This window comes from Stappia sp. (assembly GCF_048261845.1).
GTDB lineage: Bacteria > Pseudomonadota > Alphaproteobacteria > Rhizobiales > Stappiaceae > Stappia.
This window is the reverse complement of sequence record NZ_JBLXFR010000001.1, coordinates 35,387-48,953: the sequence shown is the minus strand read 5'-3', so window position 1 is coordinate 48,953 and position 13,567 is coordinate 35,387. Positions and strand designations below refer to the sequence as shown.

Genomic DNA, 13,567 nt, shown 5'->3' with positions numbered 1-13,567 from the left:
CCCTCGGCATGAGGGGCCGGTCATTTTTCGAGGTTTTGAGACGCCGCCCGCGCAGTGCCGGCGGCAGGAGGTTGCATGACACGCGCCCGGATATTCGACCTGGCCCGGCCCAGCCGCCAGCACCTGCTCGGCTACATCCTGCTCGCGCCGGCGGTGCTGCTGGTCGGGCTGATCATCGTCTACCCGCTGGTCATCTCGATCGACCTGTCCCTGCAGGCGGTCAAGCTGCCGCGCATCGGCGCGCCGCGGGCCGATTTCACCCTGGCGAACTATGAAAAGCTGTTCTCTTCGGCCGAATTCTGGATGGCCTGCTGGGTGACGCTGAAGCTCGTCTGCGTCGTCACGATCGGCAGCCTGGTGACGGGGGTCTCCACGGCGCTTCTCGTCAACAACCGGTTCCGGGGACGGACGCTCGCGCGCCTTGCGATGGCGCTGCCCTGGGCGGTGCCCGAGGTGATCGCCGTTGTGATCTTCGCCTGGATCTTCGACAGCTCCTTCGGGCTGATGAGCTGGTTGCTGGTGACGCTCGGCCTGTCCGACGGCATGATCGCCTGGGTCTCGACGCCGGGCGCTGCCTTCTGGGCCGTGGCGATCACCATGATCTGGAAGGGGTTCCCCTTCGTCTCGATCATGACGCTGGCCGGGTTGCAATCGATCCCGGCCGACTTCTACAACGCCGCCAAGGTCGATGGCGCCAACGTCTTCCAGCGGTTCCGCTGGATCACCCTGCCGCTCTTGATGCCGGTGCTCGGCGTCACCCTGGTGCTGGTCATCCTCTGGGTCTTCCGCGACTTCTCGATCATCAAGGTGCTGACCGAGGGCGGGCCGCTCAAGTCCACCCAGACCCTGTCGATCATGACCTATGACCAGGCGTTCGGATTCTTCAACTTCGGCTACGCCTCGGCGGTCGGTGTGGTCACGCTGGTGATCTGCGTCGTAGCCAGCCTGCTGATGCTGGGTCGCGAGACCCGCGCCATGTATTGAGGTGAGAGCAATGAAACGAACCCCGATACAGAGCCTGGTGCTCTACGGCACGGTCGTCCTGTTGGCGGCACTGATCCTGTTCCCGGTCTACTGGCTGCTGGTCACCGCGCTGTCGACCTCCGCCGACCTGTCGCAACTGCCGCCGAGCTTCTGGCCGGACGAGGCCCAGTGGCAGATCTTCGCCAAGGTCTGGGAAGAGCGGCCGATCCCGACCTGGCTGGTGAACTCGATGCTGGCGGCGGTCGGCTCCGTGGCGCTGTCGATGGTGGTCTCGGTGATGGCGGGCTACGCGCTGTCGCGCTTTTCCATCCGCGGCGGCCATTCGCTCGGCCTCTTCATCCTGACGGCGAAGATGCTGCCGGCGACGCTGCTCGTCATCCCGCTCTTCTCGATCTTTCGCAGCTTCGGGATGATCGGCAGCCTGTGGACGCTGGTCATCGCCCATTCGACGCTGATCATTCCCTTCACCACCTGGATGCTGAAGGGGTATTTCGACACGATCCCGCGCGAGCTTGAACAGGCGGCGATGGTCGACGGCTGCTCGCCGATGGGCGCGATGTTGCGGGTGGTGCTGCCGGTGGCGACGCCGGGGCTTGCCGCCACCGCGCTCTATGCCTTCGTGCTCAGCTGGGCGGACTACGCCTATGCCCGCACCTTCCTGATCAACGCGCAAGGCAGCTGGACCGCCAATCTCGGCATCACCACGATGCGCGGCGAATACACGACGGACTGGAACGAGATCTCGGCTGCGGCCGTCTTCGTCGCGGTGCCGATCATCCTCATCTACCTGTTCCTGGAACGCTACCTGGTCGGTGGCCTCACCGCCGGTGCGGAGAAATAAGACATGGCGAACATCTCTATCCGAAACGTCCACAAGAGCTATGGCGCGCTGGAGGTGCTGAAGCCCTTCTCGCTGGAAATAACCGAGGGCGAATTCATCGTGCTGGTCGGCCCGTCCGGCTGCGGCAAGTCGACCATGCTGAAGATCCTTGCCGGGCTGGAACCGGCGAGCGGCGGACAGATCTTTCTCGGCGAGCGCGAGGTGACGGACCTTGCACCCGGTGACCGCGACATCGCCATGGTGTTTCAGAACTACGCGCTCTATCCCCACCTCACCGTCCGCCAGAACATCGGCTTCGGCCTGAAGATGCGAGGCATGCCGGCGGCGGAGGTCGAAAAGCGCGTCGACGACGTGGCACGCACGCTGGAGGTGGAGAAATATCTCGACCGGCGGCCGAAGGACCTGTCCGGCGGCCAGCGCCAGCGCGTCGCGCTTGGCCGAGCCATCGTCCGCCAGCCGCAGGCCTTCCTGATGGATGAACCGCTCTCCAATCTCGACGCAAAGCTCAGGGTGCACATGCGCGCCGAGATCGGTGCCCTGCACCAGCGCATCGGCGTCACCACGGTCTATGTCACCCACGACCAGATCGAGGCGATGACCATGGCCGATCGGGTCGTGATCATGCGCGACGGGGTGATCCAGCAGATCGCCGATCCGGACACGCTCTTCCAGCGTCCCGACAATCTCTTCGTCGCCGGGTTCATCGGTTCGCCGGGCATGAACTTCCTGTCAGCCGACGTGGAGAGGGATGGCGGCCGCACCTGGCTTGACGTCTTCGGCAACCGGATCGAGGTGGAGGAGGCGCGGCTCGCCGGCGCCTCCGCCGTGATCGCCGGCCTCCGGCCCGAACACCTGACGCTCGGTGCGGGACCAGCTTCCTTCACGGTGCGGCCAAGCCTTGTCGAAAGCCTCGGCTCGGAAAAATACGTCTATTTCGACGGCGGTCCCCACACGCTCGCCCGCGAGGACGGAGAGGAAGACAAGTCCAAGGGCCTGATCGCCCGGCTGAGCCATACCGGGCACATGCCCGAGCACGACGAGATCCAGCTCTCTTTCGACCCTGCCGATCTCTATCTTTTCGATGCGAAAACCGAAAAGGCGCTGCGCTGATGCGTGTTCTTGTAACCGGAAGTTCCGGGCGTGTCGGGCGCTCGGCGGTGGCGGCACTTGCCGCGGCGGGGCATGAGGTCACGGGTTTCGATCTGCGCGCCAGCGGCTGCGAGCTGCCCGGATGGCGGGAAGTCACGGGCAGCTTCGACGATCCGGACGCCTGCGAGCGCGCCGTTTCCGGGATGGACGCGGTGCTGCATCTGGGCGCCTTCATGTCCTGGATCGCGGCCGACCGCGCAGCGATGTTCCGCGCCAATGTCGAGGGCACGCGCGTGCTGCTCGACGCTGCGTCGGCGGCCGGCATCGGGCGTTTCGTCTTCGCCAGTTCCGGCGAGGTCTATCCGGAGAATGCGCCGCTGTCGCTGCCGGTGACGGAAGACCACCCGCTGCGCGCCAACTCGCCCTACGGCCTGACCAAGCTGCTCGGCGAGGAACTTGTCCGTTTCCACCAGCGGGCAGGGCGGATGGAAACGGTCATCCTGCGCTTTGCCCATACGCAGGATGCGAGCGAGTTGCTCGATCCGGGCAGCTTCTTCTCCGGCCCGCGCTTTTTCCTGCAGCCGCGCATCCGCCAGCAGGAACGCATGGGCAATTCGGCTGTCGCGGACCTGCTGCGCGCCGCCGATCCGGGCGAGCCGGCACATGTGCTGGCCCGCAACGAGGCCGGGCGTCCCTACCGAATGCACATCACCGATACGCGGGATATGGTGGCGGGCCTGATGCTTGCTCTCGAGTCGGACAAGGCCGCCGGCGAGACCTTCAATCTCGGCGCGACCGATCCCGTCGACTTCGGCAAGCTGCTGCCCGCCATGGCGGAAATCACGGGATGGCCCGTGGTTGCCGTTGACCTGCCGGGTCCGGGGGTCGATTACGAGACGTCGAACGCACGCATACGCGAAACACTGGGGTTCAGGCCGCAATGGACGATCGAACGCATGTTGCAGGAGGCGGCGGGGACGTGGCGGGTGTCGACACACGCCTAGGGGGCTTGCGCAAGGACGTGCCCTCGGGCACGGCCGCGCTCGCCAAGGGGCTGACGCTTCTCGACATGGTCGCGGACGCGGAGACGCCGATGCGTTTCGCGGACCTTTTGCGCCAGTCGGGCCTGCCCAAGCCGACCTTCGCGCGCATCCTGCGTACGCTCATCGCCTTCGGCCTCGTTCGGCAGAACGAGGAGCGCGGCACCTATGTCATCGGCCCGCGCTTTCTGGAGCTCTCCCACCGGGTCTGGGACACGTTCGACCTTCCGACGGCGGCGGCGCCCGAACTCGAACGCCTGTCGGCGGAACTGGGCGAGACCGTCGCCCTGTGCAAGCTGGACGGCGAGCACGTGCTTTATATCGACGAGCGCTCTGGCGACGGGCTCGGCGTGCGGGTCGACACCGGCCGGCGGGCGCCGCTGCACTGCACGGCGGCGGGCAAGGTGCTGCTCGCCTTCCAGGAGCCGGGCTTTGCCCGCGCCCTTCTCGAACGCCTCGCGCTTGAACGCTTCACCGCCCAGACGATCACGGGCACCGAGGCCCTGCAGGCGGACCTCACTCTCACGCGCGCGCGCGGTTACTCGGTTTCCTATGAGGAGCATCTGGCGGGCGTGAATTCCGTTGCCGTCGCCATCGCCGGCAAGGACGGCACCCCGATCGGCGCGCTGGTGGCGCTTGGGCCCTCGTCGCGGCTCGATGCCTCGCATATCCATCCTGTCGGCCGCGAACTGATTGCCGCCGCGCGGCGGATCACCGGCGCCGCCGGCGCCATCGCCATCAGCTCCAGGCCCCGCCCGCGCAGCTCGCAATCGCAGACGCCGAGCGATCTTGCCTGCGTGCTGCCCTGGGGCGCGCAACTCGGCGAAGCTCCGGTCTGGGATGCGGGTGCGCGCCGGCTTTACTGGGTCGATATCCTGCACCCTGCGGTCTACCGCTTCGATCCCGAAAGCGGCCGCAACGAGATCTGCGAGACCGGCAAGCTGGTCAGTGCGGTCATGCCCTGCAGGGATGGCAGGCTGATTGCCGCGACACAGGACGGGATCGAGTTTCTCGACTTCGCCAGCGGCCGCCTCGACACGCTGGTCGATCCGGAGGCCGGCATCCAGGAGAACCGCCTGAACGATGCCAAGGTGGGTCCAGGAGGGGCGATCTGGGTCGGCTCCATGCGCCTCGATGCGAGCAAGCCGAGCGGCGCGCTCTACCGGGTCGGCGCGGACGGGACGGTCGCGCGCAAGGAAAGCGGCATTTCGGTCGGCAACGGCATGGCGTGGAGCCCGGACAACAGCGTCTTCTACTTTGTCGATACGGTGCCGGGCCTGGTCTACGCCTATGACTTCCGGCCCGGCGAGGGGGTGCTTGCCAACCGGCGGGTGCTTGCCCGGATTCCGGAAGCGGAGGGGCGTCCGGACGGCATCGCGGTCGACAGCGAGGGCGGTATCTGGTGCGCCATCTGGGACGGCTGGCGGGTCAACCGCTACCTGCCCGACGGGAAGCTCGAACGCAGCATCGACCTGCCGGTACCTCGTCCCACCAGCGTTGCCTTCGGCGGCGACGACATGGAAACGCTCTACATCACCAGTGCGAGGACACGCCTGCCTGCCTCGACCTTGTCCGAGGCGCCGCTGTCGGGAGGGCTCTTCGCCTGCCGGCCGGGCTGGCGCGGAACACCGGCGACCCTTTTCAACCCGTCCACCGGATTGCCAGCATGACATCATTGCAGGACGTCTTCGGCCTCTCGGGCCGTGTTGCGCTCGTCACCGGATCGAGCCGGGGGATCGGTGCCGCCATCGCCCGCGGACTGGCCGGCGCCGGCGCGACCGTCATCGTGCATGGCCAGAGCGAGGCTTCGACGGTGGAGACCAGGGCGGCGATCGAGAGGGACGGCGGCCGGGCACTGGCGCTTTCCGGGGATCTCGGCGCGCGCGGTGCCGGGAGCAGGCTGGTGGACGCGGCGGAGGACCTCGCCGGGCATCTCGACATTCTCGTCGTCAACGCGTCAGCCCAGGTCAATGCAGACCTTGCGCACCTCACCGAGGAGGATCTCGACCTGCAACTGTCGGTCAACCTGCGGTCGACCGTCGAGATGCTGCAGGCCTGCCTGCCACGGATGGCGACGCGCGGCTGGGGGCGTGTCGTCAATATCGGATCGATCAACCAGTTGCGACCCAAGGCGATCGTCACCGCCTATGCGGCGACCAAGGCGGCCCAGCACAACATCGTGCAAAGCCAGGCGCGGGACTACGCCCGCCACGGCGTGCTGCTCAATACGCTGGCTCCCGGGCTTGTCGACACCGACCGCAATGCCGGCCGCAAGCAGGCGGACCCGGACGGCTGGGAAGCCTATGTGCGTGATCTCAACTGGATGGGCCGGGCCGGTGACCCGTCCGAAATGGTCGGCGCCGCGATTTTCCTGGCATCCAACGCCTGCAGTTTCATGACAGGCGAGACTGTTGTGCTCTCGGGCGGCTACTGACCGCAGGACGCCGGCCGGCCCGGGCTGTCAAACGTGGTGGAGACGGTGCCTGACCAGCAGGTCGATCAGCACTTTGCGAGCCTGCTCCCGATGGGTGCGGTGGCGCTTGCGTGCCGTGTCCGCGTCGCCCCGGCGAATGGCGTCGTAGACCGCGCGATGGTCCTCGTTCGACTTCACCGGACGGGGCCGGATATGCAGCGTGATGGCGCGTGCCCGCCGCACCTGGTCGCTCATCATCGAGACAATGGCCTGCACCCGCGAGTTCCCGCCAAGCCGGACAAGTTCCGTATGGAAGGTGTCATCCGCCTGCGCCCAGGCTTCCAGGTCGTTCTGGTCGAGCGCCGCCTCCATGGCTTCGATCGCCGCCTTCAGCCCGGCAAGTTCCTCGTCGCCATGTGAGGCGCGTGCGGCCTCCTCCGCGGCGAGGCTCTCCAGTTCGGTGAGAACCGCGTAGATCTCCGCCATGTCCCGGGTGGACACGGAGGCGATACGCACGCCCTTGCGCGGACGGACCTCGAGCAATCCTTGCTGGGCAAGCATCAGCGTCGCCTCCCGAACGGGCGTCCTCGACATGCCGAGGCGCAGGGCGAGTTCGCTCTCCAGGTGGTCCGATCCGGCGGCAAGCTCGCCGGAGAAGATGAGTTGCCGAAGTTTGTCCATCGCCTGCGTGGTGATGGTTTTCGGTTTCGATGCCTCAAGCACGGATGAACTCCCTGATCTTGCACCCCGTGCGGCTCGCTTCGTAAACCGCCTGTTCCGTGGCGATCACCTTCAGGTAGTCGCGGGCCCGGTTCTCGAGCGGCGTCCCGTCGAGCACCCCCTTCACCACATGCTGCATGAGAGCATGAACGCAGTCTCCCGCAAACCCGGGCCAGTCGCGCGGGGCGAGCAACTCGTGTGCATCGCGCGTGCCGAAGGTGCGCATCAGCACGCGGCCGTCGCCGTCGAGCGTCAGCGTTCCCCGCGTCCCCTCCAACAGCGCTTCGCCGAAGGTGGTCCGGCCGCTGTCGGAGGAATGGTCGAGCAACCTGTTTCCGTCGAAGAGCGCGCGCACGCCCCCGGGGTAGTCGAAGATGATGTAGCCGGCGTCCTCGCCGCGAATGACCGGGTTGAGGCGGCGAAGGTCCGCGTAGACGGCCTCCGGCTCGCCGAGGAGAAAGCGGAACGTGTCGATCCAGTGCACGCCGGTTTCGTGAATGAGAAGCCGGGGCATGGTCTGGAAATAGGGCTGCCTGTCGAGATAGGCGGCCGGCCCCTGGCCGTCGCCGGTGCGCAGCCGGAATGTGAGCTGGAGCACGTCGCCGACAAGCCCCTCGGCGATCGCCTCGCGCATGACGCGGTACCAGGGCTGGAAACGGAAGTTCTCGTGAATGACGAGATCGACGCCGGCGGCCTCCGCAAGGTCCGTTGCCTGCCTTGCCTCTTCCAGCGAGCGGCAGAACGGTTTCTGGCAGATGATCGTGCGGACACAGCCGGCGGAAAGAGCCGTGCGAATGGCCTCCAGATGGGTTTCCGGCGGGGTGATGATGTCCAGGAGATCCGGCCGGGTGGCCGACAGCATCTCTTCCAGCGTGGCAAAGGCCGGCAGACCGGTGTCCCGGGCCTTGCCGATCTCCCGATTGGCCACGCCGACAATCTCGGTGCGTTCGATCCGTCGCCAGCCGTCGAAATGAAACCGCGAAAAATAACCGGCGCCCAGGCAGGCAACACGGATCGTGTCTGTGCTGTTCACGGTGCTTGTTCCCTTCCTCCCAATGACGCTCCCGCATGCGCATCGGAACCTGCGACGACCGCTGACAGATAGTCGAGAGCGGGAATGTTGACAAGGTATTGATTAATGTATACGTAAAAATCGCAGACTGAAACGTCTCGGTGAGAGGGCCGGGACAAGGGAGGATTCAATGATGAAAAACAAAGGTGTGGTTGCAGCAGGCTTGACGACCCTGGCGGTCGGGCTGCTGGTCGTCACCGCCGGAATGGGCGCGGCTCAGGCGCAACAGGTGCTGCGGTTCAGCCATACGGACAACCCTGGCGGCTCGCGCCAGGCCGCGGCGGAGGTCTTTGCCAAGAAGGTCTCCGAATACACCGAGGGCCGCTACGAGGTGCGCATTTTTCCCTCGGGCCAGCTTGCCAATGATCCCAAGGCGATCGAGATGCTGCAGCTGGGCGGTGTCGACTTCACGGTTTCAGCAACGGGAAGCTACGCCTCGCACCTGCCGTCGCTGAACCTGACGGCCATGCCTTTCCTGGTCGACACCTACGAGCAGGGCTGGGAACTCTACGACAAGTCGGAGTGGCTGCAGGGCGAGTTCGCAAAGCTCCCCGAGAAGGGGTTCCGCGTCCTCTCCACCTGGGAGGCGGGTTTCCGCTCCTTCACCACCAACGAGCCGCTGACCGCTCCGGCGGACGCCAAAACGATGAAAATGCGGGTCTTCCCCAATGACATGATCCGCTGGACCATGGAGGAGATCGGTTTCCAGACGGTGGTGATGCCGATCACCGACGTCTATCTGTCGATCCAGCAGAACATCGTCAACGGACAGGAAAACCCCGTCGACACGATCCGTTCGCTGCGCTTTTACGAGGTCGCGCCGTACATCACGCTGACCCGCCACGTCTACAGCCCGTTGCCGCTGACGGTGGCGGAGAAGACCTGGCAGGGCTTCTCCGATGCCGACAAGGACGCGGTCCGCAAGGCCGCCGTCGAATCCGCCGCCTTTAGCCGTGACCTCGTCAAGAACTCCGTCGACAGCCAGCTTGCCGAAATGGCCGAGGAGGGCGCCAAGATCAGCGCGCCGGACATCGGTCCGTTCCGGGATGCCGTGCAGCCCGTCTACGCCAAGGCGAAGGACGTCTATGGCGCCGAGGCGGTCGAGAAGATCCTTGCCGACGCTGCCGCGATCCGCAAGGCGCTGCCGTCGAACTGAACCGGAGCCTCCCGCCAGCCGCGCCGGCACCGCGTTGAAACCGGCACGGCTGGCGCCGGGACTTCAGGTTTCTCTCCCAAGAGGGTCACTCCGTGGATTACCGAACCCACTATCCGGCTGCGCTCAGGGCGCTCAGCCACCTGATCGACGGCGCCCTGGCGCTGGGCGGCTTCGCCATCATTGCCCTGGTCTTCTGCAATGCCTCCTTGCGCGGGTTTGCGGGGTTCGACCTGGCCTGGTCGCTGGAGGTCACCAGCTTCCTGCTGCTGTGGAGCACGTTCATCGGATGCGCTGCCGCCGCCGCGCGCGGTGCCCACATGCGGGTGACGGAAATCGCCGAGCACCTGTTGTCGAGGTCGGGACGGCGCGCGCTTGCCATCGCCATTGATGTCGTGATCGCCGTCCTGCTCGTCACCCTGATCTACACCGGCATCAACATCTCCGCCCATACCTGGGCGCAGAAGACCACGGTCCTCTACTGGCCGGTCGGGCTGCTTTACGCCTCGATGCCGGCAGGCATGGCGCTGACGCTGGTCTTCCATGTCTTCAATTTCTGGTTCGACATCCGCAACCCGGTGTTGCCGGATGCGGCACATTCCGACGGCGGCGAGGTCCGGCGATGATCCTTCTCTTTGTCGTGGCCGTCTTCCTGACGACGGTGTTTCTTGGCGTGCCGCTTGTCTGGGCGATCCTGCTGACGGCAGTCCTGCCGATCATCGTCTTCGACCTTGGCTACCCGCTGCAGGCCCTGTTCCTCAACTTCATCGGCGGCGTCGAGCCGAACCATTTCCTGGCGATCCCGCTGTTCATCGTCGCCGGCGAGATGATGAGCCGGGGCGGTGTCGGCCTTCGCATCATCGGCTTCGCGCGCGCCGCCTTCGGGTTCATGGCCGGCGGCCTCGGCATGGTCGTGGTCGGCGCCTCGATGATCTTCGGCGGCATTTCCGGGTCGGCCATCGCCGATTCCGCCGCCATCGGTTCGGTGATGATCAAGAACATGTCGCGCGAGGGTTATGATACGGCCTTCGCCGCCGGTCTTGTCGCCGCCGCGGGGACCATCGGCATCATCATCCCGCCATCGATCCCGATGCTCATCTACGGCTTTGTCGGCAATGTCTCCGTCGCCGACCTGTTCCTCGGCGGCATGGTGCCGGGCCTTCTGTTCGGCGCCTTCTTCATGGCCGTCTGCTACTATGTCGGCAAGACGACGAAATGCGATCCCGGCGGTCGCCGGACCAGCTTCCGCGAGCTTGTCAGTTCGTTCATCGGAACGGCGCCGGCGCTCTTCATGCCGGTTCTCATCCTGGGCGGCATCTTCACCGGCTGGGTGACACCGACCGAGGCCGCGGCGCTGGCCGTCGTCTACGGCCTCTTCGTCACGACCGTCGTCTACCGGGATTTCCACATCCGGGACCTGCCGCGCCTGCTGGTGGATGCCTTCGTCACCAGCGCCGTGGTTATGGTGGTGATCGGCGCGACCACCGTGCTCGGCTGGCTGATCACACTGGAACAGATGCCGCAGATCCTTGTGCGGGTGGTTCAGGACCTTTCGTCGGGTCCCTGGATGTTCCTGCTGCTGGTCAACATCGTGCTTTTGGTGCTGGGCCTTGTTCTCGACCCGGTTCCGGCGATCCTGCTGACCGCACCGCTCTTCCTACCCACCGCCGCCGCATTCGGCGTCGACCCCGTCCATCTCGGCGTGATCATGACCTGCAACGTGGCGGTCGGACTGTTCACGCCGCCTGTCGGGGCAACGCTCTACGTCGCCTCGCGGATCTCGGGCGTCGGCGTGCTGGCCATCGCCCGGAAGATGGCGCCGCTGTATATCGCGGCGATCGCGGCGCTCCTCCTCGTCACCTATGTGCCCTTTGTCTCGATGGGTATGGTGCACCTGTTCCGATAAGGGAGGAGATCCGGAAATGTTTGCAGTCACAGTGAGTTTCACATTGCATGCCGGCGCGGCGGAACGCTTCCGCCCGCTGGTCGAGGCCAATGCCCGGGCCTCCGTGGACACCGAGGACGGATGCAGGCGGTTCGACGTGTGCACCGACCCGGCGAGGCCCGACCAGGTGTTCCTATACGAGTTGTACGACGACGAGGCGGCCTTTCAGGCGCATATGAAGACGGCGCATTTCGTCGCTTTCGACGGCGCAGTCGGCGGGATGGTGGCGGACAAGACCGTGCTCACATTCGGGCAGGTGGTGTCATGAGCGAATGGCAGGTCCGGGCCGTCAAGTATGCCGACCGCAACCAACGCAAGCGGTTCGACAGTTTCATCTTCGACGACAACCACGATGCCCCCCACCCCATGGACTATTACATCTGGGTGCTCAGCCGGGGCGACGAGAACATCCTTGTCGATACGGGCTATGACGAGGAGGAGGGCCGTCGGCGCGGCCGTCCGGTGACGCTGGACCCGCTCGCGGCGCTTGCGCCGCTCGGAATCTCGGCGGAGACGGTCTCGACGGTCATCGTCACGCATCTGCACTACGACCATGCCGGCGGCCTGAGACATTTCCCGAATGCAACGATCCACCTGCAGGCGGCGGAGATGGCCTATGCGACCGGGCCCTGCATGTGCCACGGCGTGTTGAATGGTCCCTTCACCGCCGAGCATGTCTGCGAGGCCGTCCGCAGGGTCTATTCCGGGCGGGTCGTCTTTCACGACGGCGATGGCGAGGTACGTGACGGCGTGACGGTCCACCGCATCGGCGGCCATAGCCGGGGATTGCAGGCGGTGCGCGTACTGACGCAGTCGGGTTGGCTCTGCCTGGCCTCTGACGCTTCGCATTTCTACGAGAATTTCCGCGAGCGAAAACCGTTCCCCATCGTTGTCGACCTTCAGGACATGCTGGTCGGCTTCGACAGGCTGCATGAGCTTGCGAGTTCTCCCGATCTCATAATCCCCGGTCACGACCCGCTGGTGCGGTCGCTGTTCCCGGCCGACGGCGCGGACCACATCGTCCGGCTGGACGTGGGGCCGCAAGGGGCGGGGACGTGAAGAAAAGAAAAGTGCAGGCCCATGCGGGCTTGCGCAGGCATGAAAGCCTGCCGGGAGCGACGTGCGTTCCCGGCGCGATACGGGAATTGACGGCATGAGGGACGGGATGCGAATTGCCCTGATCAAAGGCGACGGAATTGGTGTTGATGTCGCCGAAGCGGCGATGGCGGTTGTGGAGGCCGCCCTGGCAAAGGTCGGCATGCCGGCGCCGAGCATGGACGAGATCGACGCCGGCGCGGCCTACTACCGTGAAACCGGCCGGGATATCGCCGCCGATGCCGAGGACAGGGCGGCGCAGGCGGACGCAATCTTTCTGGGCGCAATCGGCCTGCCGAGCGTCCGCTACCCCGACGGAACCGAGATATCACCGCATTTGCGCCTGCGGGACCGGTTTGGCCTGTATGCCGGCGTCCGACCGGTCCGCGCCTATCCCAATGCACCTCAGCGTCTTGCCGATCCGCGTGCCTCCGGCATCGACCTGATCATCTTGCGGGAATCGACAGAGGGTCTGTTCTATTCGGCCGCCGCCCATGGGCGCAGCCTTGTCGTCAACGACGACGAGGTTCAGGACATTCTCCGCATCACCCGCAAGACGACGACCAAGCTGCATCGTTTCGCCTTCCGGCTCGCCCGCAAGCGGCGCGAGCGCGGCCGGTCTGGCCAGCTCACATGCGTCGACAAGGCCAATGTCTTCACTTCGCTGGCCTTTTTTCGGAAGATTTTCGACGAGGTGAGCGCCGAGTTCCCGGATATCTCCGCCGGCCACAACTATGTCGATGCGCAGGCACTCGACCTCATCCGCCGACCCTGGGATTTCGATGTCCTGGTCATGGAGAACATGTTCGGTGACATTCTCTCCGACCTCGCAGGCGGACTGGTCGGCGGGATGGGCATGGCAGCCTGCGCGGAGATCGGCGACGAGACCGGCATGTTCCAGCCCGCCCATGGCAGCGCGCCGGACATCATGGGCCATGACAAGGCCAACCCGCTGGCTGCGATCCTGAGTGGCGCGCTGATGCTGGACTATCTGTCCGAAAAGCTGGAACGGTCCACGCTCGCCGATGCAGCAGCCCTCATTGACGGGGCTGTCGAGACAGGGTTCGCCGGCAACCTGCTGCGACCAATGGAATTCGGCGGGAACATGGGGACAGTAGCCGTTACCCGGCAGGTGCTTGATCTGGTCAACCGGGCCGGAATGGCGCGCTGAAACCAGGAGGCCGATCGCGGGTCTGTTCCACGGCAGAGGGACCT

At 65.6% G+C, this 13,567-nt stretch carries 14 protein-coding genes; 12 read left to right on the top strand and 2 right to left on the bottom strand.

Annotated elements, in window-relative coordinates; genetic code table 11:
* Window positions 1-75 precede the first annotated feature (75 nt).
* The 6 genes from ACN0T5_RS00235 to ACN0T5_RS00210 are packed head-to-tail and all read left to right on the top strand — an operon-like array spanning window position 76 to window position 6,388.
* Window positions 76-984, top strand: a complete 909-nt coding sequence (locus ACN0T5_RS00235) for a carbohydrate ABC transporter permease (RefSeq protein ID WP_417766603.1) — start codon at window positions 76-78, stop codon at window positions 982-984.
* A 10-nt stretch (window positions 985-994) separates the two neighbouring features.
* On the top strand, window positions 995-1,825 hold the full coding sequence (locus ACN0T5_RS00230; protein WP_417766602.1) for a carbohydrate ABC transporter permease: 831 nt from the start codon (window positions 995-997) through the stop codon (window positions 1,823-1,825).
* Between the two features lie 3 nt (window positions 1,826-1,828).
* The gene (locus ACN0T5_RS00225; protein WP_417766601.1) at window positions 1,829-2,935 is read left to right on the top strand and encodes an ABC transporter ATP-binding protein; all 1,107 of its coding nucleotides are present in this window, start codon (window positions 1,829-1,831) and stop codon (window positions 2,933-2,935) included.
* Entirely contained in the window at window positions 2,935-3,918 is a 984-nt protein-coding gene (locus tag ACN0T5_RS00220; protein ID WP_417766600.1) for an NAD-dependent epimerase/dehydratase family protein, read from the top strand. The genes ACN0T5_RS00225 and ACN0T5_RS00220 overlap by 1 nt, the downstream gene beginning before the upstream one ends.
* Window positions 3,855-5,624 (top strand): SMP-30/gluconolactonase/LRE family protein, encoded by a 1,770-nt coding sequence (locus ACN0T5_RS00215; RefSeq protein ID WP_417766599.1) that lies wholly within the window; start codon window positions 3,855-3,857, stop codon window positions 5,622-5,624. Before ACN0T5_RS00220 ends, ACN0T5_RS00215 begins: the two co-directional genes overlap by 64 nt.
* A complete protein-coding gene (locus ACN0T5_RS00210; RefSeq protein WP_417766598.1) occupies window positions 5,621-6,388 on the top strand; it encodes an SDR family NAD(P)-dependent oxidoreductase in 768 nt (255 codons plus the stop codon). The genes ACN0T5_RS00215 and ACN0T5_RS00210 overlap by 4 nt, the downstream gene beginning before the upstream one ends.
* A gap of 27 nt (window positions 6,389-6,415) precedes the next feature.
* On the opposite strand, the gene ACN0T5_RS00205 is transcribed toward ACN0T5_RS00210, so the two are convergent.
* Both ACN0T5_RS00205 and ACN0T5_RS00200 read right to left on the bottom strand, forming a co-directional pair.
* On the bottom strand, window positions 6,416-7,090 hold the full coding sequence (locus ACN0T5_RS00205) for a GntR family transcriptional regulator (RefSeq protein ID WP_417766597.1): 675 nt from the start codon (window positions 7,088-7,090) through the stop codon (window positions 6,416-6,418).
* Complete coding sequence (locus tag ACN0T5_RS00200) at window positions 7,083-8,120, bottom strand: Gfo/Idh/MocA family protein (RefSeq protein WP_417766596.1); 1,038 nt, start codon at window positions 8,118-8,120, stop codon at window positions 7,083-7,085. Before ACN0T5_RS00200 ends, ACN0T5_RS00205 begins: the two co-directional genes overlap by 8 nt.
* A 169-nt stretch (window positions 8,121-8,289) precedes the next feature.
* On the opposite strand from ACN0T5_RS00200, the gene ACN0T5_RS00195 reads away from it, so the two are divergent.
* The 6 genes from ACN0T5_RS00195 (at window position 8,290) to ACN0T5_RS00170 (ending at window position 13,523) form a co-directional block, all read left to right on the top strand.
* Window positions 8,290-9,315 carry a TRAP transporter substrate-binding protein gene (locus ACN0T5_RS00195; protein WP_417766595.1) on the top strand — a complete coding sequence of 342 codons (1,026 nt, stop codon included), beginning with the start codon at window positions 8,290-8,292 and terminating at the stop codon, window positions 9,313-9,315.
* 92 nt (window positions 9,316-9,407) lie between these two features.
* The gene (locus ACN0T5_RS00190) at window positions 9,408-9,938 is read left to right on the top strand and encodes a TRAP transporter small permease (protein ID WP_417766594.1); all 531 of its coding nucleotides are present in this window, start codon (window positions 9,408-9,410) and stop codon (window positions 9,936-9,938) included.
* Window positions 9,935-11,218 (top strand): TRAP transporter large permease, encoded by a 1,284-nt coding sequence (locus ACN0T5_RS00185; RefSeq protein WP_417766593.1) that lies wholly within the window; start codon window positions 9,935-9,937, stop codon window positions 11,216-11,218. Before ACN0T5_RS00190 ends, ACN0T5_RS00185 begins: the two co-directional genes overlap by 4 nt.
* A 16-nt stretch (window positions 11,219-11,234) precedes the next feature.
* Window positions 11,235-11,525, top strand: coding sequence for a putative quinol monooxygenase (locus ACN0T5_RS00180; protein ID WP_417766592.1), 291 nt, complete (start codon window positions 11,235-11,237; stop codon window positions 11,523-11,525).
* The gene (locus ACN0T5_RS00175) at window positions 11,522-12,316 is read left to right on the top strand and encodes an N-acyl homoserine lactonase family protein (RefSeq protein WP_417766591.1); all 795 of its coding nucleotides are present in this window, start codon (window positions 11,522-11,524) and stop codon (window positions 12,314-12,316) included. Before ACN0T5_RS00180 ends, ACN0T5_RS00175 begins: the two co-directional genes overlap by 4 nt.
* 106 nt (window positions 12,317-12,422) lie before the next feature.
* Complete coding sequence (locus ACN0T5_RS00170) at window positions 12,423-13,523, top strand: isocitrate/isopropylmalate dehydrogenase family protein (RefSeq protein WP_417766590.1); 1,101 nt, start codon at window positions 12,423-12,425, stop codon at window positions 13,521-13,523.
* The last annotated feature ends 44 nt before the right edge of the window (window positions 13,524-13,567 follow it).